This window comes from Vagococcus luciliae (genome assembly GCF_024637875.1).
Lineage (GTDB): Bacteria > Bacillota > Bacilli > Lactobacillales > Vagococcaceae > Vagococcus > Vagococcus luciliae.
In genome coordinates, this window is record NZ_CP102451.1 from 2,017,576 (window position 1) to 2,044,071 (window position 26,496).

Sequence of the window (26,496 nt, forward strand, 5' to 3'; positions counted from 1 at the left end):
CTATTCCCCCTTAAATATTGAACGCACTTTTTCAAACTCGTGACCATATTTACTACGCAATTCTTGAGGTAATTCTTCAATAATTTTCAATGTATAAGCATCATGTTTGATATATTCTTTTGATAGACTGACCATCGCATTATTTTTTGTCCACGTGACGTCTGTTTGACTTGTTTCTTCTGATAATGTGCCAAACACGACTTCTTTTTCATCTCGAACAATGTTAATCCACCTAGAGCCAAAGTCTTTTAATTTTTCTTCTTCAAACCCATGTTGATAATAATGATTTAGCGGTAAGTCGTAATGATGTTCTGTATCAAATAAAATCACCACGCACTCGTCTAATTGTTTCTCAGCTTCTTGTAATAAAAATAATAGCTCATCACTGATATCCTGTTTCCATATTTGAACCAACAAACTTTTTTTAGAGTGCTTAATTAAATGCTCAACTTTTTCCAAAACATGAGAATACCCTTCAATTTTCCATAATAACTCTTCTTCTTCAGCTTCTTTTATCCCGCCTAATTGCTTATCCAAAATTGCTAAATCTTGTTTAACATCCTTTTCTAAGCGTTCAATAAATTCATCTGAAGATATCGCTCGATACAACTTTGGTTCTGATTTATTTACAATAACTAAATTTTTTTTCAATAACTTTTCTAAAATGTTATACACTTTTGAGCGTGGTACACCAGATTGTTTACTTATTTCATAACCTGTTAACTTATCTTGTTCCAACAGTGTGGTGTACACTAATGTCTCCATCTCAGAAAAATGATATTTTTTCATTATTTGTATTATTGTTTCCATAATTTTTTCAACCTCTTTTTTAGTAGCTACCTTAGTAACTACTATATCACAAAATAACGTTTACACAATCTATTTGTGATATTTTTAACATTAAATAAACCCTTTTTATAAAGTTTTCACAAGATTAAATTTGATTAAAACGCTTATAAAAGAACTTTAATCACAAATATTAAAATAAAAATTTCACGAACAAAAAAACTCAAATCAAATTGATTTGAGTTTTTATTAATTAAACACTAAGATAATATAAGTGCATCATCTGTCAGTGATTGTCCACTATTTTTTTGGAATAAGTCCATTAAATCTTGGACTTTTAACCCTTCTTTTTGCTTTCGATTGATATCAACAACAATTTTCCCTTCATGTAACATCACCAATCGATTGCCATATTTGATAGCATCTTCCATATTATGCGTAATCATTAATGTGGTTAAATGATCTTCGTAAACCATCTTTTCTGTCAACGTTAAAACAGAATGACTCGCTTTAGGATCAAGAGCCGCTGTGTGCTCATCTAATAATAATAATTTAGGTTTTACGATTGTTGACATAAGAAGTGTTAAAGCTTGTCTTTGACCTCCTGAGAGTAATCCCACTTCTTTTTTTAATCTATCTTCTAAACCTAAGTCTAAGCGTGCTAATTGCTTTTTAAATTCTTCCCGTTGAGCATCTGTTACACCTAAAGACAATCCTCGTTTTTTACCTCTAGCATAAGCAATCGATAAATTTTCCTCAATACTAAGTCTTGTGGCAGTCCCCATTCTAGGATCTTGAAACACACGACCAATATGAGCGGCTCTTTTTTCTGTTTTTTGGGAAGTTATGTCAATATCATCCAAAATAATTTCACCTGAATCAACTGAAATATTTCCAGCAATACAGTTAAGCAACGTTGACTTACCTGCACCATTTCCTCCAATAACAGTGACAAAATCCCCCTCATTTAGCATAAGATTCACACCACGTAAAACATGATGCTCATTAACAGTGCCTACTTCAAAACTTTTATGTATATTTTTTAATGTTAAAGTTGGTGTCATAATAATTCCTCCTAATCTTTATAAGTGTTTCTTTTTATTAAATTTGTTCTTAATCAAAGGTGATGATAAACAAATCGTCAACACAATGGCTGAAAACAGTTTTAAATCTGTTGGTGCTACACCTAAATACAAGACAAGAGAAATAATAAATCGATAAATAATTGAACCCAAAATAATTAAAAACAATCGTTTGACAAAACTAACATCTTTAAATAACACTTCACTGATAATCACAGAAGCTAATCCAATGACGATTGTTCCAATCCCCATACTAATATCAGCATACCCATTACTTTGAGCCATTAATGCTCCTGATAATGCAATTAAACCATTAGAAATCATGTATCCTATTATTTTCATATTATCAGTATTAATTCCGTTCGCTTCACTCATGGCGATATTATTCCCTGTTGCATGAATAGCTAACCCAATGGCTGTTCTAAAAAATAAGAATAAAAACAAAATAACAATAAGTGAAGCAATCACTCCAACAACTAATGTGGCAATTTGATTTGTCATTCCTAAATCATTAAAAATACGCATCACGGTTTTTTTTCCAAGTAACGAAACATTCGCTTGGCCCATAATTCTTAAATTCACTGAATACAAACCAGTCATTGTCAAAATACCTGCTAATAGTGCTGGTATTTTTAATTTAGTATGCAATAATCCAGAAACAAGTCCAGCTAATACCCCACCACCTAATCCCATTATTGTTGCAATTAATGGAGAAGTTCCTGACACAATTTGGCTGGCACTTATAGCTGCACCTAATGGAAAACTAGCCTCTGCTGTTAAGTCTGCCACATCTAAAATTCGGTATGTTAAATACACACCAATAGCCATAATCGACCACAAAAAACCTTGAGAAACACTTGAAATTATGATATCCATTACAATTCACTCCGCTTATCTTTATCTTATTTTATCGTTGAAGGGTCAATCCCCAATGCTTTTGCCATATCTTTATTGACTACTAATTCCAAATCAGTGGATGTTTCTACAGCTAAATCAGCCGGTGTCGCGTCCCCTTTTAAAATTTTAACTGCAAGTTTTCCTGTTTGTCGTCCTAATTTTTCATAGTCAATACCATAAGTTGCTAAAGCGCCAACTTTTACATCTTCAGCTGCTCCAGTCACAATAGGCAATTTTTTATTCTTAGCAATCTCTCCAACTGTTGACATCGTATTAGCTAGCGTGTTATCTGTCGGAATATATACGCCATCTACTTCTCCTGCTAGTGCAGTCATTACTTGTTGTACATCATTAGTAGAAGTAACGGTTGATTCTTTTACCTTAACTCCTTTTTTCTCAATTGCTTCCTTTGCTAATTTTGCTTGTATCACTGAATTTTCTTCACTGGAATTGTAAATGATTCCTATTGTTTTAGCATCAGGTACAATTGACAATAAAAGATTTGTTTGTTTGTCTATAGGAACCATATCACTTGTTCCTGTTATATTTTTACCAGGCTTTTCATTACTTTCAACAAGACCTGCTGACACAGCATCCGTCACAGCTGTAAATATGATTGGAATACCCGTTGTTTCAGTGGCAACTGATATAGCTGCTGGTGTTGCAATGGTTAAAATCACATCACTTTTTTCTTTAACTAATTTTTCACTCATGCTTTTCAAGTTAGCTTGATCTCCTTGAGAATTTAAAGAGTCAATGTCTATATTTTTACCTTCTTCATACCCTGCATCTTTTAATTCCGCAATAAATCCTTCACGTGCTTTATCAAGGGATTTATGTTCCATATATTGTAGTATTCCTACTTTTTGTATCCCCTCATTAGAACCATTATCTTTATTACCACATCCTACTAATAATCCAATAGCAGCCAATCCTACTAAACCTTTTAATACATTTTTTTTCATTTTTTCTTCCTCCATTTTTCTTTTTTACAACTTAAGCCAACAAAAAAAGCATTGACTAGATATCATAATCTAAGTCAATGCTTTAAAAAGATACAGTATCGCTATCTTAAAAAAATATTAAAGCCACTTAGATTATCTTAACAATCTATGTGGCGAACGTTGCTCATTAAAATTCCTTAGCCCCATAGATACAAACTTTCCGGTTTGCATCCATGATATACATGTCTACAAACACTATCTAAAGTAGCTAAAGTAAAAATTATTCAGTTGTGTCGGTATAGTTTGCTGTTTTTTATTCATAGCAATGCCTCACAATCTAAATTTGATAAATGTAGTATATCTATTGTTTTCTAATCTGTCAATCATTTTTCTCATTTTCATTTAATTTAATAACAATCTGCTAGAGGTAATTTTACTACTCCTGCAATGATCGAATGAATAAATGCAACTGGTAACATACCAATTAACGACAATATAACACCTAATTCGTAATAGGTAGTTGACCGATTATCTTTTTTAAAAGCCTCTTTAGTTGTGATTCTTGATAAAAATGATCCAATCGGTATTCCAAATGTATTACCCATCAGAATAATCTGTGTTGAGGATAAAATGGCTTCTGACAATGCAATACCATATTCTTTTACTAAATTGTCCCATGACTTAATAGATACCTTTCCGCGATTGTCTGCTACATGTTGAGCAAATAAGATAGCCATTTGTTCATCTAAAGGGACTTCAGTCATCCCACCACCTAACAACTCATTAATTTCGGATTGAGACATGCCTGATTCCAGTGCCATTGTAGTATGCCCATAAGAACAAACAGTACAGCCATTCACCTCTGTAACCGCCAACATAATTCTAGAATTAAAATGTTCTGATAAAACTCCTTTTTTTAATGATCGACGCCAATTTGGGATATTTCTAAAAGCATAATAAAGTCTTTTATAACGCTCACTAAATGATGCTAATTCTTTTTCTATTAACATTTTTACACTCCTAAATACATAATACTTTTATCATAGTTTATATTTATTTTCAAAGATACTTTTTTGCCTAGTCTATTTCTTATCTAGTCCTAGAGAATGAGATAAAAATCAATCTTTGGATTCGTTAATTTTTCGTTATTTTTATCTATACTTAGTAATTGAAGAGAGGATGATTTAACATGACATATTATAAAAAAGGCATAACATTTCTTATTTTAATAGCCATTATAGCCACTCCAATGTATCTTTACCATAAGTACCAGGGCGGTATATATTATTACACCAAAATTACTAAAGAACCATCAAATACTGAAGATGCACTGGATGATAGAGGTATCAAACAAGGGTCTATTTATACTTATAGCCTTTCAAGTGTTGATGACAAAGGAAATGAAAAAGACATAACATTTGATGCTTACAAAGATAAACCATTAAAAGAAAATGCTTATTTAAAAATCAAAGTAAATGATATTAAAGGTGTCCTTAATTGGGAAGAAGTTCAAAAAGAAAATATCCCAATTAAAGCAAAAGAAAAATTAAATTAAAAAGAGTAACCATTCAACTTCGAATTATGAGTTGAATGGTTACTCTTTTTTATTATATTTATTTTTTTCTTAAAATAATGTACTGTTAATCAATTAAGATACCTCTCAATATTTACGTTAGTAGAAAAACAAAAATTTATTTACTTACTTGTGTTTTCTTTATAAATGAACGTGGTATTTTAGATTTGAACACCATTTTCTTTCCAGTAGTGGGATGATTAAATACTAATGTCGTAGCATGCAATCCTAACCGTTTCAATGGATTACTCGTTGCCCCATATTTTTTATCTCCAACAATTGGATGGCCAATACTTTGCATATGAACTCGAATTTGATTTTTTCGTCCAGTTTCAAGTGACACTTCCAACAAACTATAATCATTATTTTGTCGCGTTACTTTATAATGGGTAATCGCTTTTTTCCCCCCATTATCATGTGGACTTGAGTATACTTTAAATGTTTTACTTTCAGTTAGCCAAGAAGTAATCGTGCCATTTTCTTTTTTCACTTTACCTTCGACTAGAGCAGTATAAATTCTTTCTTTAACTGATTCTTTCCAACTATCTTGTAATGCACGCTTAACAGATTCTTTTTTTGCAAACAACATGATGCCTGATGTATCCTTATCTAACCTATGAACGATAAACACTCTATTTTTTGGATGGTCTCTTTTCACATACCCCATTAGTTGATTATGTGCTGTGGGTTCATTTCCTTTATCAGTCGCAACTGATAATAACCCTTCTTCCTTATCAATCACAATAATATCATCATCTTCATAAACAACCGTTAAGCCTATTAACGCTTTTTCTTTCATCAAAGATTCATTACTTTGAATACTAACAACATCACCACTTGTTAATTTATAATTGTGTTTTGTTGTCGGAGTATTATTTACCTCAACTTGCCCTCTAGTTAAAATAGATTTTACCGCATTACGACTTTTATTAATATGTGTCAATAAAAATGGTAACAACTCATCATCTTGTTCGACAGTAAAACGAGTGCTTTGAAAACTTTTAGGTTTTATGTGTTTTGATTTTGTCTTTTTTTTCATTATCTACCTTACTCTTTCCTTATTACATAATATCCTTCATTCATCATCTTACTACAATCAGTAACAAATAAACAAGGTTGACCGTCTTTTTTCATCATCTCTTCTGTATGAAAATTTCACTAGTTTTATCACCACAACAATAGATTCCTAGTATTATCTAATGAACAAAAGAATATTTCATTTCATATTTTATCTCAAAAGTGCGTATAATTTATTCTAATGTTATAATAAACACATCAATGTGAAAGGAATGAGTGACGTGGAAAAATTTTTATTAGGCTCATATACAAGAAGAATCAGTGAAGGGATTTATGAAATCTCATTAGATACAAAAAAGAAAGAACTTGTTCACTTAAATCACTTAATAAAAGAAGACAACCCAACTTATCTAGATGTGTCAAACAAAGGGATTTTATATTCAGTAGCAAAAGAAGAAAATTTAGGTGGTGTGGCTAGTTATAAAACAAAAGGGAATGGAGAGTATACTTTAATCAATCGTGTCATGGTAGAAGGAGCTCCTCCTTGCTATGTCGCTGTTGATAACAAGCGACAAGTGGTCTACGGAGCAAACTATCATCAAGGAATTTTATATTCTTATACTATTGATGAAAACGGGGCTGTCTCACTTGCTGATAAAATCCAAGATACTGGTAACGGTCCCCATGAAAATCAAGACGGCCCTCATGTCCATTATGCCGATTTAACACCTGATAACCGATTAGTAGTCTGCGATTTAGGAAACGATACAGTTTACACCTATGATGTTGATAACAATGGAAAATTAACCGAAATTGCTAAATTTATTGCTAGTCCCGGTACTGGACCTCGCCATCTTGTATTCCATCCAAACAAATCAATTGCCTATTTATTTGGCGAACTATCAAGTGATGTTATTGTCTTGGATTATGATCCATCAACTGGTAGTTTTAAAAGTCTACAAACTATCTCAACTCTACCCGAAACACATACTGACTTTAACAGTGGCGCTGCTATTCGTATCTCAAAAGATGGAAAATTCTTATACGCATCTAATAGAGGGCACAATTCACTTGTGGTTTACGAAGTATCAAAGGATGGTAAAACTTTGAATACGTTACAATGGATTTCTGTTGAAGGAGATTTTCCACGTGACTTTAACCTATCAAAGAATGACGACTTTATTATCGTAGCAAATCAAAATTCAGATAACTTAACTCTATTTGAAAGAAACAAAGAAACTGGCTTACTGACTCTTTTACAAAAAGATGTCTTTGCTCCAGAAGTAGTGTGTGTAAAAAACAAATAAATAAAAGATGAGGTTATTCTGTTCATTGAACAACCTCATCTTTTTTATTCTTTAATTAATTTCAATTTTCCCTTACCAACTACATACATTGATCCACCAAATAGTATACTTGCAATAAACCACACACATATATTGAACCATTTTAATTCAATGGGATCGTTTAGTATAAGTGGAAATAAAAATTCCATCCAAGCAAACATAAAAATCCCCCAATTCATACCAGATAAAATAGCACCTTTTTTAATTTTATTTAATTCTTTTTTATAAGTTTCTTCATCAAATACTTCTGTTTTGACGACATCAAATTTCTTTGTTTTTACTAAAATATAATAAGAATTCAATTGCTGAATTAAAAATAAAAAGATTGTTCCTAATGACACAGTATGATGCCAAGCATCCCAGATAAAACTAATCATCATACAAACCGTGAGTAAAATAAATGTCATCATATTAGCATTAGCTAATATTTTATAAATCATCTTTTGTTGATACTCATCTCTGTCATCAATGTAACCAACAAAGCGCTTAAGTAACTTTTTTTCTATACTATCCTTCATCTTTTTTATTCCCCACCTTCTACGTTCCAAAATAATGTATTCAAGTCTGTTTGAAGTTCTTTCGCTATATTTATACATAATTCTAATGATGGATTATACGTTGTATTTTCAATTAAGTTAATCGTCTGACGTGCCACTCCAACACGCTTTGCCAGCTCAGCTTGTGATAATCCTTGTTGCTTACGATATTCTTTTATGCGATTCATAATTCCCTCTCTAAAAAATGACATATATATATGACTAAATTAACTATAATTCTCTAAATACTTTTTGTCAACTATATATGACATATCCTAAAAATCATTATGAAAAAGCCCCCTATAAAAATAAGAGGCTCCCTGCTTATAATTAAGTTAATACCCTAAATTTAAATCCACAACATTTTTTAACTCTTCATGATTCATAAATCTAATTAAATTATCCGTTAAAATAGTAAATGCACGATCATTATATTTATCCGTTGCACCGGATATGTGGGGGGTAATTAAAACATTTTGTAAATTCCACAACTCACTGTCTTTAGGTAAAGGTTCTTCTTCAAAAACATCCAGTGCTGCAAATCCTATTTTTTCTGTCTTAATATGAGAAATTAAATCACTTGTACTAACTGAAGTACCACGTCCCATATTGATAAAGATCACACCATCTTTCATATTAGAAAATAGATAGTCATTAAAATAATGATACGTCTCCTTTGTCCCAGGCATTAAATTAATTACAATATCCATTGTCTTTAACCTACTTTTCCCCTCTTGATAATTAAACGTTTGTGTAAAATGATCCACCTGTCTTCCACTTCGATTAATTCCAAAGACATCACAACCAAATACTTGTAACGTTTTTGCTAATTGTTGTGCGATACTTCCTGTCCCAAAAATTAACACCCGTTTATCAACTAAATCAGTTCCGGTATTTACTATCCCCCATTCATGTTTTTCTTGTTTTAAAATAGATTCGCGAATATTTCTAGTATAGCTAAACAGCATTCCTAGAACACTTTCAGTCATTTGATGACCATGAATACCACTTGTTGTTGTCACCATAATATCTCGTTTAGCCAATTCTTCTAATGGTAAATAATTCACTCCAGCTGAAAGAGTTTGTACCCATTTTAAAGAAGGAAAATGAATCAATGAAGGAAGGTTATCAGACCATCCATAAATAATAGTCACTTTTTCGTAATCTGATACAGCTAACAAGTCAATTGAAGCAACCCTAATTGTTGGAAAATTATCCTGAAGGTAAGTCTTTTGTTCTTCTTTTAATTCGACACATGTTAATAACCATTGAGTCATAAATCGTTTCTCCTTTTAATCACTTAATTTAACAATTTCTATCAATAATTTTGCAACAGTTTCCATCGATTCTAATGTAATAAATTCATATTGCCCATGAAAATTTTCTCCACCTGTAAAAATATTTGGTGTAGGCACACCCATAAATGATATTTTTGAGCCATCTGTTCCACCTCTAAAAGGGGTAATAATTGGGTCAATACTTAACTGTTTCATTGCTTTAACAGCAACATCAACACTTCTCATATCTTGTTCTATGATGTCTTTCATATTATAGTATTGATCAACTAATTGAAGAGAAATTCTTGGACGATCAAACGTCTTATTCATTTCATCAACAAGTCGTGTCATATAGTCTTTTCTCTCAGCAAAGCGAGCTTTATCATGATCCCGAATAATATAAGTCATTGTCGCTGAGTCGATGCTTCCCTTTAAATCATGAAGTAGATAAAATCCTTCGTAACCTCGTGTTTTTTCTGGTACATCCAATTGAGGAAGTTGTGCATCTATATTTATTGCTACTTTTAAGGCATTAACCATCATGCCATATGCTGTCCCTGGATGAACGCTTGTCCCATCTATCGTTAATGTGGCTTGAGCTGCATTAAACGTTTCATACTCAAAATGTCCAATGCGTCCACTATCAATAGTATAAGCATAGTCCACTGGAAAATAAGACACATCAAAATGGTCTGCTCCTGTCCCAATTTCTTCATCAGGACCAAAAGCAACATAAATATCACCATGCTCAATCGCTGGGTGACTAATGAAATAGTCCAACATTTCTAATATCTCCACAATTCCTGCCTTATCATCTGCACCTAAGAGAGTTGTTCCATCTGTTGTAATTAATGTTTCGCCTTTATAATCTTTTAAATTAGGAAACTCACTCACTTTCATAATAATATTCTTTTCTTTATTCAATACCACATCACCACCATCATAATTAGAAAAGACGTGTGGTGTGATATTTTCAGCATTATAATCAGCTGTATCTAAATGTGCAATAAATCCAACTGACGTCATCTTGTCATCACTATTTTTAGGTAATTTGGCTGTTAAAAACCCATTTTTTTCATTATAAAAAATACTTTCTAATTCCATTTTTTCTAATTCTTGTTTTAATAGTAAAGCAAATTCCACTTGAGAATACGTGGTTGGGATGGTACTACTACTTGCATCTGAACGTGTGTTTAGTTTGACATATGTAATAAAACGCTCTAGTAGTTTTGACATGTTATCTCTCCTTTTCTTTATAGCAAAAAAACACCTAAGAAGGTGCTTATTGTTTTATTGTTCATCTTGTTCTTCATCGTCATTAGATTTTTTCTTCTTAAACAATAAAAAGACTACAACGACAACAAGTGCAATGCCAATATATGGTAACCAATTCATAATAACTTCTCCTGTTTGAGGTAACATGCAAACACACCTCCTTTAGACATCTAGACATTCAGTATCTACTGCTTAATTATAACAAAAATCATTTTAATTTGATACTCAAAACAAAGTTAAAAAAACTAGCCCACACAATAAAAAAGAAGCAACTATACGATTTTTTATAATTACTTCGCTTTAATAATAAAAAACACCTCCGTTCAACTTCACTTTTACATGAATTCAACAGGGTGCTTTGTTATATGTTATTGATTAATTATATAAAAACTATTCTAAGTAAAATATCTATACTCAAATTTATGATTATTCTACTGACATATATTTATAGTCATATGGTGCACCTGCAGTATGACGAACATATCCTTTGATTTTAGGATTAATTAAATGTCCTTCAACTACTTGATATAGAGGAATAACAGCATAATCTTCACCCAACAATACTTTTTCAGCATCCAAATGATTTCGCCATCTCGCTTCTAAATTAGTTGCATTAGTTGTTCGTGATTCTTCTATTAACTTATCGTATTTAGGATTAGAGTATTTCCCTTTGTTGTAACTATTTCCTGTCACAAATAAATCTAAGAATGAACTCACATCATTATAATCCGCTCCCCAGCCAGTCACGACCATATCAAAATCCCCTGCAGTCGTGCGATCAAGACGAATTGGTTTTGTTACAACTGCTACGTCCGTTTCAATTCCTAATACATCTTTATAAGCACCTTGGATGTACTCGGCTATTTTTTTAGTTGAATCATTATCATCTGTTAAAATTTCAAAGCTAAGAGTGTCGATATTCAACTCTTTTTTAGCTTTTTCAAAATATTCTTTTGCTTTTTTTTCATCAAACTCTTTGTACTTACCTGAATCTTCAACAAAATCTTTTCCTGTTTTGGGATTTGATGAAAGACCTTTAGGTACAATACCGGATACAGTCTTAGAACCATCTCCTAATACATTGTTGACGATTGCTTCTCCATCTACTGCATACGACAGAGCTTTACGTAAGTTTAGGTTGTCAAAATGTTTATTTTTCTTTTCTCGATTCATCTCTAAATAAATGGTTCTTCCATCAGGTACCCCGACAAAATCAGCATCTTCTCGGTACTGTTGAGCTAATTCACCACTGATAATGACATCATCCAATTGATCATCTTCATATAAGTTAAGAGCGGTTGAGGCTTCTTTTACTACTTGCGCCTCTATCTTTTCCATTTTAACATTGTCTTTATCCCAATAATCCGGATTTTTTTCATAAGTCCAATCAACATCTGATCCAGGACCATCAAAATTTGTTAATACAAACGGACCATTGTAAACTGTTTTATCACTTGAATTCGCATAATCTTTACCAAATTCTTCTACTGCTTTTTTATTCATTGGATAAAATGTTGGAAAAGCTAATAAATAATCAAAATAAGGTGTAGCATTGGCTAATGTTATTTTTAATTCATAATCATTCACTGCTTCTATGCCTAATTCAGTCGGTTTTTTCTCTCCTTCAATGATTTCAGTCCCATTTTGAATATTTTCAAAAAGATATGCGTACTCAGACCCTGTACTCGGATCGACAGCTCGTTGCCATGCATAAACATAGTCATCTGCCACAACAGGATCGCCATTACTCCATTTCGCGTCTTCTCTTAATTTTATTGTATATTCTAATCCATCGTCACTAACTGTAGCTAATTCTTTAGCACCTGCAGCAGTTGGTTTATTAGTTTCATCTAAACGATAAATTCCTTCATTTATCTGATTTATCACACCAAAACTAACTAAGTCAGTAGCGTTTGCAGGATCAATTGAGGCAACTTCTTGTGGTATCCCCAATCTAGCAACTTGCTCAACTTCCCCTTTAGAATTATTTTCTTTTTTAGTATCAGCCTTATTTCCCCCGCATGCTGCTAATAGGAATGTTGCGCTAAATAGCGCTAACCCAACTTTTATTTTTTTATTCATCCTACTCCTCCTATTCCATCTAATGAGATTTATTCTACCTGTTCAATTAGAATAATTCAATCTTTTTTTAATTACTTTTTAATCTTTATCATCTTAATAACATAATCATTCTCAAAAAATGTATAAATAATCTTTAAAAATTGAATATAAGTTATTTTTATACATTTATCCAAAAAATATTGAATAATAATTATATTTGTTCTATAATGAAAAACATGATAAAAAGAAAGGAGTTTTGTAATGAAACACTCACTAAACAAAAAGTTAATGCTATTATTTACACTTATTATTGGTGTACTAACTACTATAGTGCCATTACATACATTTGCAGAAGAAGATACTATTTTAAAAGGAATTAAAGATAAAGGTGTGTTAACAGTTGGATTATCTGCTGATTATGCACCTTATGAATTTCACGCTACAGTGGATGGAAAAGATCAAGTCGTTGGGACTGATATTTTAATCGCTCAAAAAATTGCAGACGATATGGGTGTTAAATTAAAAGTTGAAGAGTATGGATTTGATGCGTTAATTGGTGCTCTAAAAACCGGAAAAATTGATTTAATTATTTCAGGCATGTCCCCATCTCCTGAACGATTAAAAGAAGTTGATTTTTCAGACCCTTATATGACTGTTGAACAAAAAGTAGTTATTAGAAAAGAAGACAAAGATAAATTTAAAACGATCGATGATTTTAACGGTATAAAAGTCGGTGCACAAGTTCAATCCATGCAAGAAGAACTCTCTAATGATGAATTACATGCTAATACTGTTTCTCTTCAACAAGTACCTGATATTATTCTACAACTCCAACAAAAGAAAATTGATGCTGCTGTCATTGAAGAGCCAGTCGCTGAAGCTTATCTAACACAAGACGAGTCGTTAATGTTTGCTGATGTTAAACTTGATAATGCTAACAAAGGAACAGCTGTAGCATTACAAAAAAATGCACCCGATTTTTTAAATTTAGTCAATGCTTCTATTAAAGAAATTAACGACAAATATTTAATGAAAGAATACAAACAAGAAGTGATTCCTTATATGTTCCAAGATGAATCATTTATGAAAAAATATGCCCCTTACTACATTAAAGGAACAGGATATACCATTTTCTTAGCCGTTATCGGCGTACTATGTGGGAGTGTACTTGGAACGTTACTTGCTTTAATGAAATTATCTAAAAATAAACTATTCAAAGGCATCGCTGTTGTCTATATTGAATATGTACGTGGAACACCTTTACTTGTTCAAATCTTTTTAGTGTTCTTTGGTCTCAATGTGATTGGGGTTAACTTAAGCGCTCTAGCATCAAGTTGTGTGGCCTTATCACTAAACAGTGGAGCTTATGTCGCGGAAATTATCCGTGCTGGGTTAAACGCCGTTGATAAAGGCCAAGCTGAGGCTGCACGTTCTCTTGGTATGAGTCAGAAAAAAGCGATGCAATACATCATCATGCCACAAGCGATTAAAAATATTTTACCTGCTTTAGGTAACGAGTTCGTGACAGTTATTAAAGAATCGTCTGTCGTATCCGTTATTGGGGTGTCTGAATTGATGTTCCAAGCCGGTGTAGTACGTGGCGCAAGTTTTAAACCATTCTTACCAATTTTAATTGCATCATTTATTTATTTTATTTTAACATTTACCCTCTCACGTGCATTGGGTGTAGCAGAAAGGAGAATTGGTGCCAATGATTAAGATACACGATTTAAAAAAATCCTTTGGTGATAATGACGTCTTAAAAGGAATAAATTTAGATATAAAAGCGGGTGAAGTGGTTGTGGTGATTGGCCCTTCTGGTAGTGGTAAAAGTACGTTTTTACGTTGCTTAAACTTACTCGAGACACCCACAAGTGGTATCATCGAATTTGAAGGAACCAACTTACTTGATCCAAAAGTAGATATCAATCAACTCCGTCAAAAAATGGGGATGGTGTTCCAAAACTTTAACCTCTTTCCTCATAAAACTGTGTTAGAAAATTTAACTATTAGCCCAGTAAAAGTAAAAAATGAGTCACAAGAAATAGCTGATAAAGAAGGACTTGCTCTATTAGAACGAGTTGGGCTAAAAGATAAAGCCAATCAATACCCAAAAAGTTTATCTGGTGGTCAACAACAACGTGTCGCGATTGCGCGTGCTCTAGCGATGCATCCCGATGTTATGTTATTTGATGAACCGACTAGTGCGCTTGATCCAGAAATGGTAGGAGAAGTATTGGCTGTAATGAATGCGTTAGCCAAAGAAGGCATGACTATGGTGGTGGTGACTCATGAGATGGGATTTGCCCGAGAAGTAGCTGATCGTGTCATTTTTATGGATAAAGGGGTGATTCAAGAAGAAGGAACCCCTGAAGACATCTTTTTACATCCAAAAAACGACAGAACACAAGACTTTTTAGAAAAAGTACTATAAAATAAAGTCAAAGGAGAAACCTTTGACTTTTTTATTATTAAGGAGGATATCAATGAATAAAACAATGTTAAATGCTTTTTACCAAATACCAGGTGAAAATTTATTAATGGAATTTACAGATTTAGCCAGTAAAACTCCTAACCTATTAAATTTATCTATTGGCGATCCTGACATCACAACCCCTAAAGAAATTATTGATGCTGCATTTAAAGATGTTTCTAATGGACACACGCATTATACCGCTTCTGATGGAAGTGATGACTTTTTAACAAGTGTTATCAATTTTTATAAAAAACAATATGGTTTATCTTTTGAAAAAAATCAAGTCAGAGCCACTGTGGGCGCCTTACAAGGAATGTATCTTACTCTTCAAGTTTTACTAAATGAAGGAGATGAGGTCATTATACATGAACCTTACTTTTCGCCTTATAAAACACAAGTTATTGAAGCTGGTGGTGTGCCTGTAATCATTCCAACTTATGAGAAAGATGACTTTCAAATTGATCCAACTATTTTAGAAAAAGCTATTACTCCAAAAACAAAAGCCATTATCATTAACTCTCCAAACAATCCAACTGGCGCCGTTTTTTCTAAAGATACCTTAACTAAAATAGCGGAACTCGCAATAAAACATAATTTATTTATCTTATCAGATGAAGTTTATGAGGCATTCACTTTTGGTGAACCTTTTACTCCTATGGCTTCGTTAGCGCCAGATAATACCATCACCTTTAGTAGCTTCTCAAAAACATTTGCTATGACTGGTTGGAGAATAGGTTATATGATTTCACCAAAATATATTAACGATGCCTGTCATTTATTATCTGAAGATGTGACTTACTCTGCTCCTACTCCTTCTCAACGAGCTGGTATTTATGCTTTAGAACACTATCAAGATGTATCAAAAGAAGTGGTTCATTTATTTAAAGAACGTTTAGAATATATTGAAAAACGTATCAAAGATATTCCATTTTTAAGTGTTCACTCACTAAAAGGAAGTATTTATGCCTTCATTAACATTAGTCGGACAGGATTGGACTCTGTCACCTTTTCTAAAAAATTATTAACAGAAAAACAAATTCTTGTTATCCCAGGTCAAGCCTTTGGAGAAAGTGGTTCAAACTTTATTCGATTAGCAGCGACACAAGATATTCCTGTTTTAGAAGAAGCTTTTAATCGTTTAGAAACTCTAACGTTTGAATAATTTCTAATTATTTTATCAACTCTGTTATTTATGATACACTACACATAAAAGGAGAGATAATTATGCCAAGAAAACATTCACTTATTGAGCTAAAAAATAAAGTATTATTATCAAATTTATATATTACACAAGGACGAATTGTCGTTATCTACAATAATTCTGAACGTTTTATCTATGATGATATCGACTTTTTTGAATTAGTTTATAATGGTGATGACCTATACCTTAATTTTTCTAAAAAAGGAACAGATGAAAAATATGATGAACGTATTAATTTAACAACAGTCCACAATATTAACGGGGTATTAATTAATCCCGCAGCTTAGCCTCAATTAATTTTGGGGCTTTTTATTTTATTTTTTAGGTTGCCTTAATATTTTTTTCTATCTGTTCTAAATGGTCATTTGTCTGTTATACTAACTTTCGTATCATTTAAGGAGTGAGTTTATTGACAAAAAGGATTAATGAAATTAAACAAGCAGAAAAAGGAGCCCTTATTAGTATTTTTGCTTACATTTTTTTAGCTTTTATCAAATTAGCTGCTGGTTATTATGGTAAATCTCAAGCTTTATCTGCTGATGGGTTGAATAACTTCACAGATATGATTGCTTCTATTGCTGTTTTAATCGGACTAAAAGTTTCTCGTAAACCTGCTGATAACGAGCATCGATACGGACATTGGAAAGCAGAAAACGTCGCCTCTTTATTAACCTCTTTGATTATGTTTGCCGTTGGTGTACAAGTTGTGATGGATGGTGTCCGTTCTGTGATAGACAGACAAATGGAACAGCCTAGTCAACTAGCTGCCTATGTTGGTCTATTTTCTGCAGCGATTATGTATGGTGTTTATTTAATTAATAAAAAAATTGCAGAAAAAAATAATAGTCAAGCTTTACACGCTGTTGCTAAAGACAATTTTAGTGACATGCTAACAAGTATTGGTACTTCTGTCGCTGTTTTTGCCGCATCATTTAAATTAGGTTGGCTTGATACATTAACCGCGATTGTCATTGGTTGTATTATTTTGAAAACTGCTTACGAAATTTTTAAGGAAAGTACATTTTATTTATCTGATGGTTTTGATAAAGATTTGTTAACGGTATATAAAAATGATATCCTGAATATGGATGGTATTATGGATGTCGTTAGCATTCGTGCTAGAAGTTTAGGGGCTAATGTGTTCTTAGATGTTGTTGTCTCAATGAATCCAACTCTAACTGTTGAAAATAGTCATCAATTAGTCGATCAATTAGAAACTGAGCTAAAAGAAAAATATGATATTTTTGACATTGATGTCCATGTCGAGCCTTTTTATCCAAGTAAATAAAGCTAAAAGGATATGATAATATGTCATTAAAACATAAAGTAGGAATTATAGGTGGCGGTATTGTTGGTTCAACTGCCGCCTTTTATTTATCTCAAGAACCAACTATTGATGTCACCTTGTTTGATGATGGAACTGGTCAAGCCAGCTCAGCTGCTGCCGGTATCATTTCACCTTGGTTATCACAAAGAAGAAATAAGGAGTGGTACTTTTTAGCAAGAGAAGGAGCTAAATTTTACACTCAATATATGTCAGATTTATCACGTATAGTGGATACTCAAAACATTTATCACAAAACTGGAACACTACTTTATAAAAAAACACCTAAACTTCTTGATAAATTAGAATCAATTGCTCACAAACGTTTAGTAGATGCTCCAGAAATTGGCGATATTTCGCATCTATCAGACAAAGAAATCAACCAATTGTACCCATTTATCACGTCAAGAGATGATGCCTTATTTATTACAGGTGGTGCTAAAATTGATGGAGAACAACTAATCAATGGGATTCATTCTATTTTAAAAAAAAATAATCAGTTAATAAAAACGAGCGTATCCAAGATAGAATATATGAATCATCAATGGAAAGTCCATACTAAACATGACATTTTGATGTTTGATTCATTAATTTTAAGTGTTGGGGCATGGTTACCTCAGTTGTTAGAACCACTTCACTATCATGTCGATATTAGACCACAAAAAGGACAATTAATTGAAGTACAATCTAATCTTTCTACGGGAGATTTACCTGTTATCATGCCAGTTGGAGAATCTGATATCATCCCTTTTTATGATGGAAAAATATTAATTGGTGCTACTCATGAAAATGATGAAGGATTTAACTTAACACCCGATCATACACAATTAGAGCATCTAAAACTAATGGCAAGTGATACTATTAATTCTTTAGCTGAATTACCTATCACACGACACAGAGTGGGAACTCGTGCTTACACATCAGATTTTTTACCATTTTTTGGCGAAGTAAGAGACCTTAAAAACTTGTGGGTTGCCAGTGGCTTGGGGTCTTCTGGTTTGACAACTGGACCAATAATTGGTAAAATATTGGTAGACTGGTTATTACAGAAAGAAACAAATTTTGACAGTTATAAAGCTCAACCAAATAACTATATCAAACCTATAACCTGGGAGGAATTATAAATGGGATTAACATTTAAACGAAAAGACTCACTTGAAAAGATGTTTGAAGAATTTGCAATAGAACCAAAAGAGGACAAAAAAGATAAACCTGAAAAGGAAAAAACAACCGTTAATTTTTCAGTCAATCCATCGCCTACTGATAAGGACAAAAAATAAAAAAGAATCCACACATTATGTGGGTTCTTTTTTATTTGACAATATATAACCAAGCATCTTTTTCATCAAGTAACTTAGGATTTTTTTCAGCTTCTTCATTAATTGATACAATAGTACCTGCAACAGGTGAATCATATTCAACAACTGCTTTTTCAGCTTCTAATTCAACGATAGGATCACCTATTTTTATCTCTTTTCCTACTTTTGGCAACATTACAAATGTGATACTTCCTAAATCGTCTTGAGCTATAGAAGTTAAGCCAACCATTTTCCCCATCTCAACGTCTTTAACCCATAATGTTTCTTCTGACATATTAACACTTCCTTATTTAGTTTAACAATAATGACTCATAATCTGTTTCTTTAAATCCTAATAACACTTTATCTCCTACTTCTAAAATAGGTCGCTTAATCAACATGCCGTCAGCAGTTAAACGTGTTGCAGCCTCTTCTTTAGAAAAATCATTTACAATTTCTTTTAAATGTTGTTCTCTATAACGTACACCACTTGTATTAAAAAAACGACGAATTGGATAGTCATTTGTGTCCATCCAATGAATTAATTGTTCTTTTGTAGGTGGTGTTTCAATCATATCTATTAAGTTATACTCAATGTTATGTTCATCTAACCAAGTAATCGCTTTTTTACAAGTTGAACATTTAGGATACCAATAAAAAGTTGTCATTTTCTCACCTTCACTTCTTTATTTAATACGTTTATAGTATAGCATATCAATTATTAAAAAAAAGATTCATTTTTTCTTTTTTCTAATATAATCTTGAATTTTATGATAGAATAAATTAGTTAATATATTTTAGCAATTATTTTGTAGGAGGGACAAGCATGTCAAGATCTTCCAATAAAGAAGACTATTTAAAAGCAATTTATGAAAATAATGGAATTGACGAATTTGTTTCAAACAAAACACTCTCCCAACATCTTCATGTATCCCCAGCATCTGTTAGTGAAATGGTTGAAAAACTGCAGAAAGATGGCTTGATTGAGTATAAACCTTATACTGGTGCTAAATTAACTTTAGAAGGATTAAATCAAACAATTATCATCATTCGAAATCATCGTATCATCGAAACATTCTTATATGATAAATTGGGATACTCTTTATATGATTTACACCATTTATCTGAAGAATTAGAACATGTCAAAGACTCTGTCTTTTTTGATAGACTCTATGACTATCTAGGTAACCCAACAAATTGTCCCCATGGCGGTATTATCCCAACAGAAGAAAATTACCGCGAACAAGCGATTATTCCCTTAACTGAATTTAAAGTTGGCGACATGCCAATTATTGGCCGTGTGATGGATGATGTATCTGTCTTAACTTATCTGGATAGTATCAACTTATCTATTGGTGATACCATCACTATTTTAGATATTGATGACTTCAATGAATTAATTATATTCAAGATTAATAAAGATGACTCACAACATCATATTAGTAATAAACAAGCCAATATTATTTTTTCAACAAGTTAAGCCACAAAAACAAGCTAACATAGTCATTAAACTACGCTAGCTTGTTTTTTCGATGAATAATGATATCTCATGTTCATAACTAAACCAACACCAATCATATTACTAACTAAAGCTGAACCACCTTGACTAATAAAAGGTAAAGGGATTCCAGTTAAGGGAAGCAAACCAATATTTGCCCCAATATTCTCAAAAACATGGAAAAGAATCAACATCACCACACCAGCTGTCACATAAGAAAAAAATACATTTTTTGTTTCAAAACAGGCATGAATCATTCGATAAATCAGTAGTAAATATAAAAGAATCACGAAAACACTACCTACAAAACCAAAATTTTCCGCAATTACTGAAAAAATCATATCAGATGATCTAACAGGAACGTGAACATCAGATACATTGAATCCTTTACCAAAAAAGCCACCAGTCGCTATAGCCAATAATGCTTGAACTTGTTGATAGGATTGACCTGTCGGATCAAAAAATGGATTAATCCATGCATCAATTCTAGCAAACTGATAGGATTTAAATCCTAATCTATACAAAAATTGACGACCATTTTCTGTTGTCACTAAAAAAATCAGTGTGACACCTAATACTAAAAAGACTCCCACAACGGATAATACAATTTTCCACGAAATACCAGAAACTAAAAATATACCTCCTAATATAGCCAAAAACACTAACATCGTACCAAAATCATTTTGTAGATTAAGTAATATAGCAATAGGCAAAGTAACCAACAACATCTTGCCTATTAATAATCCATCCGTTTTCATATCTCGTTTTCCAAATTCTTGATTATGCCTTGTCACGACGTATGATAGCATTAATATATATAATATTTTGACTAGTTCTGCTGGTTGAAACGTTAATGGCCCAAATCGAAACCAATTTTTCGATCCTGTCTCTATAGCAAGAGCTGCATCATAAAAAAACAGTAGCGCAATCATTAATATAATCCCCATAATATAGGCATATGGTATTAATTTCCAAATTATATCCGGTTTAATCACCATTGTGACATATAAAGCAATTCCCCCAATGGCATACCATAAAATTTGCTGCATCATTTTTTTTATGGCATCAGCAGAAGAATACTCACCACTAATAGCAACATACATTGACATTAACCCAATAATACTCAATAAAAAAACAGGCAATAAGATTCGATAATCAACCTGATGTAACTCCCTTTTTTCTACTCTTAACATACTATTAATCCTTCTTTGTTACTTCAACAATTTCAGGTTCTTCTTCAGGAGTTGACGTAGTTGTTGAACTAGACATCATTTGGTTGACTAATTTGTGTCTTAAATCAGAAATTTCAAGCTGACTTTCTTTTAACTTTTGCTCTAATTCAACTCGTTGTTGGTTGTCATCTCCTTCTAATTGAGTATTTTTTGAATCAACTAATTGTTGATTTAATTCTTTCACTAAACGATTTTTCTTCCAGATAGTACCTATAGTACCTATTAAAGCAATTAATGCTCCAATGATGACTGAAGTAATAATAATTAATACTAATGGTACCCGTTGTTTAGTAAATATAAAATTAATTGTAATAGGTTGGGCATTAATCACAGCAAATAGTACCACGACAAATAACAATAATAAAATTACAATCGTTTTTGTTGTATTTTTCATTGTATTTATGTCACTCCTTTATTTTTTATTAAACAAGCCTCCAGCTAAAATATCACCTAATCTAGGAAACATTGTGTAACCAATACTTCCTAATTCCATTATCCAAGGCGTATTAATTTCACGTCGATTACTTCCAATTGTATCAACAATCTTCTTAGCTAATCGCTCAGGTTCTGTAACAAATGCTGAAACTTGTTTTAAATAGTCACCTGTTGGATCTGCTGTATCGAAAAAGCTCGTTCTCATTGGTCCAGGATTAACGATTAACACTTTAATACCAAATGGTTTTAATTCTAATCTTAGTGCATTTGACCATCCAATCACCGCAAATTTCGTTGCCGCATACACACTAGATTTCGGTGTTGCCATTTTTCCTGCTTGGGATGCGACATTAATGATATGACCTTTTTTATTTTCAGCCATCATCACAGCTACTTTTTGCGTTAAAGTCATTAATCCTAAAATATTAACTGAAAACATCAAATCTATCTCTTCTTGACTTGTCTCTAAAAATGGTTTAAAAATACCAACTCCTGCATTATTAACCAACACATCAATAGGTAGCTCATTTTCTTCAATAAATGTAACTAATTGTTCTACACTATTATAATCAGAAATATCCAATGAATGAATCAATACTTTCCCAGTTGTCATAGCTTGGGATGTACTTGCCACTTTTTTTAATTTTTCCATATTTCTAGCACATAATATCAAAGACGCATTTTTTTTTGCTGCCTCATAAGCAATCATTTCACCCAATCCACTAGATGCTCCTGTGATTAATACATAGTTATTTTTCAATGTTTTTACTGTCAATCTGACTCCTCCTTTTTATTTTTTTAAAGGAATATCAAACACATCAAAATCTTTTACAATTGTAGAAGATTTAAACACAGTCTGTGCTTCATGCTGTAATTCAAGTGCCTGTCTTCCTAAGTATCGTGCACTAATATGTGTTAAATACAATTGCTTAACGTTTGCTTTCTTAGCTACTGTTGCTGCTTGTAAACTGGTTGAATGATAGTAATTTCTTGCTAACTTACCTTCAGAAGCACTAAATGTACTCTCATGTACTAAGCAATCAGCGTCTTCAGCTAAGGTATAACAATTAGGATGCGTTCTAGTATCACCCAATATTGTTACAATACGACCTTTGATATTAGGCCCTAAATAATCTTTTCCATTAATAACTCGTCCATCTAGTAAAGTCACCATTTCGCCGTCTTTAATTTTTTTATAGATAGGGCCTGGCATAATTTGTTCTTCACGTAATTTTTGAACATTTAATTCACCTGGATAATCTTTTTCCACTACTCTGTAACCAAAACATTCAATCCGGTGGTCCAAATAATCACAATACACACTAAATGTTTTATCATCAAAAATAAGCCCTGGTTTATCTATTTCAATAAATTTAATTGGGTATTTTAAATGTGTATCAGAAATCCTAAGAGTTAATTCAATGTATTCTTTGATTCCTTTTGGCCCATATATTTCAAGTTGATCTGACCCTCCTTGAAATGAACGACTACTAATAAGTCCTGGTAATCCTAAGATATGATCCCCATGTAAATGCGTCACAAATATTTTAGCGATTTTTCGAGGACGAATGGTCGTGTGCAGTATTTGCTGCTGTGTTCCTTCCCCACAATCAAATAACCAAACTTCATTTCTTTCATCTAATAATTTTAAAGCAATGCTAGTCACATTACGTTGCTTGGCAGGTACTCCCGCACCTGTTCCTAAAAATTGTAGTTCCATTTTTCCCCTGCTTTTCTTTCATTCTTTTTAATTATAACAACTATTGTATCAATTTTTAAAGAGTATCGCACCTTAAAAAACAAAAAAATGAGAAAGAATAACTCTTTCTCATTTTGATTAATCCACAAATTCAAACACAAAATCTTTGATACGAACTAAATCACCATCTTTTGCTCCCATGGTTCTAAGTGTTTCATCTACACCCATACCACGTAATTGACGAGCAAATTTCATTGTACTTTCTTCTCTATCAAAGTTTGTCATAACAAATAATTTTTCAAGTTTATCACCTGATAATACCCATGTGGCATCATCTTCACGTGAGACACTAAATTCAGGTTCATCTTCTTTAAATGTATAAGTTACAACATCTTCTTCTTCCTCATCTTCAAAATATAGAGGAAACTCTGGTGTGACTTCTAATAAATCTGCTGTAGCATTTAACAGTGGTGCAACTCCTTGTTGTGTCACACCTGAAATTGGAAAGATTTTAATATCATCTTCCCATTCATCTGTTTTCAATTCTGCTAATTTTTCTTTAAAAATGGCTAAATTTTCTTCTGCGTTTGGCATATCCATTTTATTAGCCACAATTAATTGTGGTCTTTCCATCAAACGTAAATCATAAGATTCTAGTTCTTTATTAATCAATTGATAATCTTCAAATGGATCACGGCCTTCCATTCCACTCATATCTACTACATGTAAAATAACACGAGTTCTCTCGATATGACGTAAAAATTGTGTCCCTAATCCTACTCCCTCGGAAGCCCCTTCGATCAATCCTGGTAAATCTGCCATAACAAAACTGCGTCCATCACTTGTTGTAACCATACCTAAATTAGGAACAATGGTTGTAAAATGATAAGCACCAATTTTTGGTCTGGCTTTTGATACAATGGATAACAATGTTGATTTTCCAACTGAAGGAAATCCAACAAGACCAACATCAGCTAAAACTTTTAATTCTAACTCGATTTTTCTTTCCTGTCCTGGCTCTCCATTTTCTGATATTTCAGGTGCAGGATTTCTTGGCGTCGCAAATCGAACATTCCCACGTCCACCACGTCCACCTTTAGCAACTAAAAGTGTTTGACCTTTAACTAATAAATCACCTAAAATTTGACCTGTTTCAACATCTCTTACAACCGTTCCTGGTGGGACACTGACATAAGTATCTTCAGCCCCTCTACCATGCATTCCTTTACTCATCCCATGCTCACCAGGATGTGCTTTAAAGTGACGATTGTATCTAAAATCCATTAAAGTACGTAATCCTTCATCTACTTGAAATATAATACTTCCACCACGACCACCATCTCCACCAGCCGGTCCTCCATCTGGAACATATTTCTCTCGTCTAAATGCCACCATTCCGTCTCCACCATTACCGGCTTTCACGTCAATTGTAACTTGATCTAAAAACATGGACATGTTAGTCCACCTCTTTTCTATTAAAATCTCTTTTCTATTGTATCTGTTCATTTTTTGTTTGTCTACAAAGTTCATCATTTCTTCACTTTGCTTTCCTACTATTGAACCTTGTTCCATAGTATAGAATATAGGCTTTTATTCATTAACGCAACTAAAACAAAAAATTTACATGAAAATTGTTGATGAAACAACTCTTCTTAAAAGATAATTTACTTTTATACCTCCTTTTGTAATTGGCAAGAGTTTTAAAGTCTGTTACTATTATGAGGAGGTTACAATTTAAATAACATACGGAGGCTTTATTAATGAAAAATAATAAATGGCTAATTGCTTCAACAACTCTTCTTTTATCTTTGGCTCTCTTTTCCGCTTGTGGTAACAATGATTCTTCGAAAAATACTACTTCAACCAGTCAGTCGAATTCATCTTCTATTGCATCCAGTACTGAAACATCCGAATCAGTTGATATCAACTCTTTAGAACTTCCACAATTATCAACTGAGGTAGCAAAAGATGAAGATTTGGTTGAAATGGTTACAACAGAAGGATCAATCAAAATTAAACTATTCCCTAAAATTGCTCCTAAAGCTGTGGAAAACTTTATGACACACGCAAAAGATGGATACTATGATGGGTTAATCTTCCACCGTGTTATAAATGATTTCATGATTCAAGGTGGCGATCCTGAAGGAAACGGAACAGGTGGAGCAAGTATTTGGAATAAACCATTTGAAGATGAATTCTCAAATCAATTGTACAACTTAAGAGGTGCTCTATCTATGGCTAACTCTGGTGCAAATACAAATGGGAGTCAATTCTTTATCGTTCAAAATAGTGATGACATGTCTGATGGATTATTAGCAGAAGATGTTCCAACTAAGATTATCGACGCTTATAAAAAAGGTGGCGCACCTCACTTAGATGGAAGACATACTGTATTTGGACAAGTTATTGAAGGCATGGATGTTGTTGATAACATTGCAAAAGCTGAAACAGGAGAAAATGATAAACCTAAAAAAGATATTAAGATTGAAAAAATCAATATTCTTCAAGAAGCAACTGAATAATTAAAAAATTCTACTAG

At 32.6% G+C, this 26,496-nt stretch carries 30 protein-coding genes; 11 read left to right on the forward strand and 19 right to left on the reverse strand.

What is annotated here, in order from left to right:
- From G314FT_RS09815 to G314FT_RS09835, 5 genes are all read right to left on the reverse strand, one after another.
- Entirely contained in the window at nucleotides 1-810 is an 810-nt protein-coding gene (locus tag G314FT_RS09815; protein WP_257701136.1) for a TrmB family transcriptional regulator, read from the reverse strand.
- Between the two features lie 236 nt (nucleotides 811-1,046).
- Nucleotides 1,047-1,850 carry an ABC transporter ATP-binding protein gene (locus G314FT_RS09820; RefSeq protein WP_257701141.1) on the reverse strand — a complete coding sequence of 268 codons (804 nt, stop codon included), beginning with the start codon at nucleotides 1,848-1,850 and terminating at the stop codon, nucleotides 1,047-1,049.
- An 18-nt stretch (nucleotides 1,851-1,868) separates the two neighbouring features.
- A complete protein-coding gene (locus G314FT_RS09825) occupies nucleotides 1,869-2,744 on the reverse strand; it encodes an ABC transporter permease (protein WP_257701143.1) in 876 nt (291 codons plus the stop codon).
- Nucleotides 2,745-2,770: 26 nt separating this feature from the next.
- Complete coding sequence (locus G314FT_RS09830) at nucleotides 2,771-3,730, reverse strand: ABC transporter substrate-binding protein (protein WP_279348156.1); 960 nt, start codon at nucleotides 3,728-3,730, stop codon at nucleotides 2,771-2,773.
- A gap of 386 nt (nucleotides 3,731-4,116) precedes the next feature.
- Nucleotides 4,117-4,719: a carboxymuconolactone decarboxylase family protein gene (locus tag G314FT_RS09835; RefSeq protein ID WP_257701145.1), complete on the reverse strand. Its 603-nt coding sequence runs from the start codon at nucleotides 4,717-4,719 to the stop codon at nucleotides 4,117-4,119.
- 179 nt (nucleotides 4,720-4,898) lie between these two features.
- Between G314FT_RS09835 and G314FT_RS09840 the strand changes: the two genes are divergently transcribed.
- Nucleotides 4,899-5,264 (forward strand): YxeA family protein, encoded by a 366-nt coding sequence (locus tag G314FT_RS09840; RefSeq protein ID WP_257701146.1) that lies wholly within the window; start codon nucleotides 4,899-4,901, stop codon nucleotides 5,262-5,264.
- Nucleotides 5,265-5,400: 136 nt separating this feature from the next.
- On the opposite strand, the gene G314FT_RS09845 is transcribed toward G314FT_RS09840, so the two are convergent.
- Nucleotides 5,401-6,321: an RluA family pseudouridine synthase gene (locus G314FT_RS09845; RefSeq protein WP_257701148.1), complete on the reverse strand. Its 921-nt coding sequence runs from the start codon at nucleotides 6,319-6,321 to the stop codon at nucleotides 5,401-5,403.
- A 259-nt stretch (nucleotides 6,322-6,580) separates the two neighbouring features.
- Between G314FT_RS09845 and G314FT_RS09850 the strand changes: the two genes are divergently transcribed.
- Complete coding sequence (locus G314FT_RS09850) at nucleotides 6,581-7,606, forward strand: lactonase family protein (protein WP_481000445.1); 1,026 nt, start codon at nucleotides 6,581-6,583, stop codon at nucleotides 7,604-7,606.
- 44 nt (nucleotides 7,607-7,650) lie between these two features.
- Here G314FT_RS09850 and G314FT_RS09855 read toward each other — a convergent pair whose 3' ends face one another.
- The 6 genes from G314FT_RS09855 to G314FT_RS09880 form a co-directional block, all read right to left on the reverse strand.
- The gene (locus G314FT_RS09855) at nucleotides 7,651-8,163 is read right to left on the reverse strand and encodes a DUF3278 domain-containing protein (protein WP_257701157.1); all 513 of its coding nucleotides are present in this window, start codon (nucleotides 8,161-8,163) and stop codon (nucleotides 7,651-7,653) included.
- A 5-nt stretch (nucleotides 8,164-8,168) separates the two neighbouring features.
- Entirely contained in the window at nucleotides 8,169-8,369 is a 201-nt protein-coding gene (locus G314FT_RS09860; protein ID WP_257701159.1) for a helix-turn-helix transcriptional regulator, read from the reverse strand.
- A gap of 147 nt (nucleotides 8,370-8,516) precedes the next feature.
- The gene (locus tag G314FT_RS09865) at nucleotides 8,517-9,458 is read right to left on the reverse strand and encodes an NAD(P)-dependent oxidoreductase (RefSeq protein ID WP_257701160.1); all 942 of its coding nucleotides are present in this window, start codon (nucleotides 9,456-9,458) and stop codon (nucleotides 8,517-8,519) included.
- A 15-nt stretch (nucleotides 9,459-9,473) separates the two neighbouring features.
- Nucleotides 9,474-10,694: a peptidase T gene (pepT, locus tag G314FT_RS09870; protein WP_257701161.1), complete on the reverse strand. Its 1,221-nt coding sequence runs from the start codon at nucleotides 10,692-10,694 to the stop codon at nucleotides 9,474-9,476.
- A gap of 54 nt (nucleotides 10,695-10,748) precedes the next feature.
- The gene (locus G314FT_RS09875; RefSeq protein ID WP_257701165.1) at nucleotides 10,749-10,880 is read right to left on the reverse strand and encodes an LPXTG cell wall anchor domain-containing protein; all 132 of its coding nucleotides are present in this window, start codon (nucleotides 10,878-10,880) and stop codon (nucleotides 10,749-10,751) included.
- 279 nt (nucleotides 10,881-11,159) lie between these two features.
- Nucleotides 11,160-12,815 carry a peptide ABC transporter substrate-binding protein gene (locus G314FT_RS09880; RefSeq protein WP_257701166.1) on the reverse strand — a complete coding sequence of 552 codons (1,656 nt, stop codon included), beginning with the start codon at nucleotides 12,813-12,815 and terminating at the stop codon, nucleotides 11,160-11,162.
- 240 nt (nucleotides 12,816-13,055) lie between these two features.
- Here G314FT_RS09880 and G314FT_RS09885 point away from each other — a divergent pair, with 240 nt between their 5' ends.
- The 7 genes from G314FT_RS09885 to G314FT_RS09915 all read left to right on the forward strand — a co-directional run bounded on the left by G314FT_RS09885 (nucleotide 13,056) and on the right by G314FT_RS09915 (nucleotide 19,075).
- Nucleotides 13,056-14,513, forward strand: a complete 1,458-nt coding sequence (locus G314FT_RS09885; RefSeq protein WP_257701167.1) for an ABC transporter substrate-binding protein/permease — start codon at nucleotides 13,056-13,058, stop codon at nucleotides 14,511-14,513.
- Nucleotides 14,506-15,228 carry an amino acid ABC transporter ATP-binding protein gene (locus tag G314FT_RS09890; protein WP_257701169.1) on the forward strand — a complete coding sequence of 241 codons (723 nt, stop codon included), beginning with the start codon at nucleotides 14,506-14,508 and terminating at the stop codon, nucleotides 15,226-15,228. The genes G314FT_RS09885 and G314FT_RS09890 overlap by 8 nt, the downstream gene beginning before the upstream one ends.
- Before the next feature lie 52 nt (nucleotides 15,229-15,280).
- Nucleotides 15,281-16,432 carry a pyridoxal phosphate-dependent aminotransferase gene (locus G314FT_RS09895; RefSeq protein WP_257701170.1) on the forward strand — a complete coding sequence of 384 codons (1,152 nt, stop codon included), beginning with the start codon at nucleotides 15,281-15,283 and terminating at the stop codon, nucleotides 16,430-16,432.
- A 62-nt stretch (nucleotides 16,433-16,494) separates the two neighbouring features.
- Nucleotides 16,495-16,758 (forward strand): hypothetical protein, encoded by a 264-nt coding sequence (locus G314FT_RS09900; RefSeq protein ID WP_257701171.1) that lies wholly within the window; start codon nucleotides 16,495-16,497, stop codon nucleotides 16,756-16,758.
- A 122-nt stretch (nucleotides 16,759-16,880) separates the two neighbouring features.
- Nucleotides 16,881-17,759: a cation diffusion facilitator family transporter gene (locus G314FT_RS09905; RefSeq protein ID WP_257701172.1), complete on the forward strand. Its 879-nt coding sequence runs from the start codon at nucleotides 16,881-16,883 to the stop codon at nucleotides 17,757-17,759.
- Between the two features lie 20 nt (nucleotides 17,760-17,779).
- On the forward strand, nucleotides 17,780-18,919 hold the full coding sequence (locus tag G314FT_RS09910; RefSeq protein WP_257701173.1) for an NAD(P)/FAD-dependent oxidoreductase: 1,140 nt from the start codon (nucleotides 17,780-17,782) through the stop codon (nucleotides 18,917-18,919).
- Entirely contained in the window at nucleotides 18,920-19,075 is a 156-nt protein-coding gene (locus tag G314FT_RS09915; RefSeq protein WP_257701174.1) for an SPJ_0845 family protein, read from the forward strand.
- 31 nt (nucleotides 19,076-19,106) lie between these two features.
- On the opposite strand, the gene G314FT_RS09920 is transcribed toward G314FT_RS09915, so the two are convergent.
- Complete coding sequence (locus tag G314FT_RS09920) at nucleotides 19,107-19,388, reverse strand: glycine cleavage system H family protein (protein WP_257701182.1); 282 nt, start codon at nucleotides 19,386-19,388, stop codon at nucleotides 19,107-19,109.
- A gap of 16 nt (nucleotides 19,389-19,404) precedes the next feature.
- Nucleotides 19,405-19,761: an arsenate reductase family protein gene (locus tag G314FT_RS09925; protein ID WP_257701184.1), complete on the reverse strand. Its 357-nt coding sequence runs from the start codon at nucleotides 19,759-19,761 to the stop codon at nucleotides 19,405-19,407.
- Between the two features lie 158 nt (nucleotides 19,762-19,919).
- On the opposite strand from G314FT_RS09925, the gene G314FT_RS09930 reads away from it, so the two are divergent.
- On the forward strand, nucleotides 19,920-20,573 hold the full coding sequence (locus tag G314FT_RS09930; protein WP_257701186.1) for a metal-dependent transcriptional regulator: 654 nt from the start codon (nucleotides 19,920-19,922) through the stop codon (nucleotides 20,571-20,573).
- Between the two features lie 26 nt (nucleotides 20,574-20,599).
- Here the strand turns inward: G314FT_RS09930 and G314FT_RS09935 are convergent, their stop codons facing one another.
- From G314FT_RS09935 to obgE, 5 genes are all read right to left on the reverse strand, one after another.
- On the reverse strand, nucleotides 20,600-21,784 hold the full coding sequence (locus G314FT_RS09935) for an FtsW/RodA/SpoVE family cell cycle protein (protein WP_257701187.1): 1,185 nt from the start codon (nucleotides 21,782-21,784) through the stop codon (nucleotides 20,600-20,602).
- Between the two features lie 4 nt (nucleotides 21,785-21,788).
- Entirely contained in the window at nucleotides 21,789-22,217 is a 429-nt protein-coding gene (locus G314FT_RS09940) for a LapA family protein (RefSeq protein ID WP_257701188.1), read from the reverse strand.
- Nucleotides 22,218-22,235: 18 nt separating this feature from the next.
- Nucleotides 22,236-22,967 carry an SDR family NAD(P)-dependent oxidoreductase gene (locus G314FT_RS09945; RefSeq protein WP_257702556.1) on the reverse strand — a complete coding sequence of 244 codons (732 nt, stop codon included), beginning with the start codon at nucleotides 22,965-22,967 and terminating at the stop codon, nucleotides 22,236-22,238.
- Nucleotides 22,968-23,048: 81 nt separating this feature from the next.
- Entirely contained in the window at nucleotides 23,049-23,978 is a 930-nt protein-coding gene (gene rnz, locus G314FT_RS09950; RefSeq protein WP_257701190.1) for a ribonuclease Z, read from the reverse strand.
- A gap of 117 nt (nucleotides 23,979-24,095) precedes the next feature.
- On the reverse strand, nucleotides 24,096-25,412 hold the full coding sequence (obgE, locus tag G314FT_RS09955) for a GTPase ObgE (protein ID WP_279348157.1): 1,317 nt from the start codon (nucleotides 25,410-25,412) through the stop codon (nucleotides 24,096-24,098).
- A 305-nt stretch (nucleotides 25,413-25,717) separates the two neighbouring features.
- On the opposite strand from obgE, the gene G314FT_RS09960 reads away from it, so the two are divergent.
- Nucleotides 25,718-26,479: a peptidylprolyl isomerase gene (locus G314FT_RS09960; protein WP_257701192.1), complete on the forward strand. Its 762-nt coding sequence runs from the start codon at nucleotides 25,718-25,720 to the stop codon at nucleotides 26,477-26,479.
- Nucleotides 26,480-26,496 lie beyond the last annotated feature (17 nt).

Bases quoted from the DNA above. Each gene is read 5' to 3' on its own strand.
- G314FT_RS09945 (WP_257702556.1), bottom strand. From the start codon at position 22,967: ATGATTGCTTATGAGGCAGCAAAAAAAAATGCGTCTTTGATATTATGT.
- G314FT_RS09880 (WP_257701166.1), bottom strand. From the start codon at position 12,815: ATGAATAAAAAAATAAAAGTTGGGTTAGCGCTATTTAGCGCAACATTC.
- G314FT_RS09825 (WP_257701143.1), bottom strand. From the start codon at position 2,744: ATGGATATCATAATTTCAAGTGTTTCTCAAGGTTTTTTGTGGTCGATT.
- G314FT_RS09960 (WP_257701192.1), top strand. From the start codon at position 25,718: ATGAAAAATAATAAATGGCTAATTGCTTCAACAACTCTTCTTTTATCT.
- G314FT_RS09890 (WP_257701169.1), top strand. From the start codon at position 14,506: ATGATTAAGATACACGATTTAAAAAAATCCTTTGGTGATAATGACGTC.
- G314FT_RS09815 (WP_257701136.1), bottom strand. From the start codon at position 810: ATGGAAACAATAATACAAATAATGAAAAAATATCATTTTTCTGAGATG.
- G314FT_RS09925 (WP_257701184.1), bottom strand. From the start codon at position 19,761: ATGACAACTTTTTATTGGTATCCTAAATGTTCAACTTGTAAAAAAGCG.
- pepT (WP_257701161.1), bottom strand. From the start codon at position 10,694: ATGTCAAAACTACTAGAGCGTTTTATTACATATGTCAAACTAAACACA.
- G314FT_RS09910 (WP_257701173.1), top strand. From the start codon at position 17,780: ATGTCATTAAAACATAAAGTAGGAATTATAGGTGGCGGTATTGTTGGT.
- G314FT_RS09835 (WP_257701145.1), bottom strand. From the start codon at position 4,719: ATGTTAATAGAAAAAGAATTAGCATCATTTAGTGAGCGTTATAAAAGA.
- G314FT_RS09865 (WP_257701160.1), bottom strand. From the start codon at position 9,458: ATGACTCAATGGTTATTAACATGTGTCGAATTAAAAGAAGAACAAAAG.
- G314FT_RS09840 (WP_257701146.1), top strand. From the start codon at position 4,899: ATGACATATTATAAAAAAGGCATAACATTTCTTATTTTAATAGCCATT.
- G314FT_RS09900 (WP_257701171.1), top strand. From the start codon at position 16,495: ATGCCAAGAAAACATTCACTTATTGAGCTAAAAAATAAAGTATTATTA.
- G314FT_RS09935 (WP_257701187.1), bottom strand. From the start codon at position 21,784: ATGTTAAGAGTAGAAAAAAGGGAGTTACATCAGGTTGATTATCGAATC.
- G314FT_RS09855 (WP_257701157.1), bottom strand. From the start codon at position 8,163: ATGAAGGATAGTATAGAAAAAAAGTTACTTAAGCGCTTTGTTGGTTAC.
- G314FT_RS09830 (WP_279348156.1), bottom strand. From the start codon at position 3,730: ATGAAAAAAAATGTATTAAAAGGTTTAGTAGGATTGGCTGCTATTGGA.
- G314FT_RS09930 (WP_257701186.1), top strand. From the start codon at position 19,920: ATGTCAAGATCTTCCAATAAAGAAGACTATTTAAAAGCAATTTATGAA.
- G314FT_RS09875 (WP_257701165.1), bottom strand. From the start codon at position 10,880: ATGTTACCTCAAACAGGAGAAGTTATTATGAATTGGTTACCATATATT.
- G314FT_RS09895 (WP_257701170.1), top strand. From the start codon at position 15,281: ATGAATAAAACAATGTTAAATGCTTTTTACCAAATACCAGGTGAAAAT.
- obgE (WP_279348157.1), bottom strand. From the start codon at position 25,412: ATGTCCATGTTTTTAGATCAAGTTACAATTGACGTGAAAGCCGGTAAT.
- G314FT_RS09915 (WP_257701174.1), top strand. From the start codon at position 18,920: ATGGGATTAACATTTAAACGAAAAGACTCACTTGAAAAGATGTTTGAA.
- G314FT_RS09845 (WP_257701148.1), bottom strand. From the start codon at position 6,321: ATGAAAAAAAAGACAAAATCAAAACACATAAAACCTAAAAGTTTTCAA.
- G314FT_RS09885 (WP_257701167.1), top strand. From the start codon at position 13,056: ATGAAACACTCACTAAACAAAAAGTTAATGCTATTATTTACACTTATT.
- G314FT_RS09820 (WP_257701141.1), bottom strand. From the start codon at position 1,850: ATGACACCAACTTTAACATTAAAAAATATACATAAAAGTTTTGAAGTA.
- rnz (WP_257701190.1), bottom strand. From the start codon at position 23,978: ATGGAACTACAATTTTTAGGAACAGGTGCGGGAGTACCTGCCAAGCAA.
- G314FT_RS09860 (WP_257701159.1), bottom strand. From the start codon at position 8,369: ATGAATCGCATAAAAGAATATCGTAAGCAACAAGGATTATCACAAGCT.
- G314FT_RS09940 (WP_257701188.1), bottom strand. From the start codon at position 22,217: ATGAAAAATACAACAAAAACGATTGTAATTTTATTATTGTTATTTGTC.
- G314FT_RS09920 (WP_257701182.1), bottom strand. From the start codon at position 19,388: ATGTCAGAAGAAACATTATGGGTTAAAGACGTTGAGATGGGGAAAATG.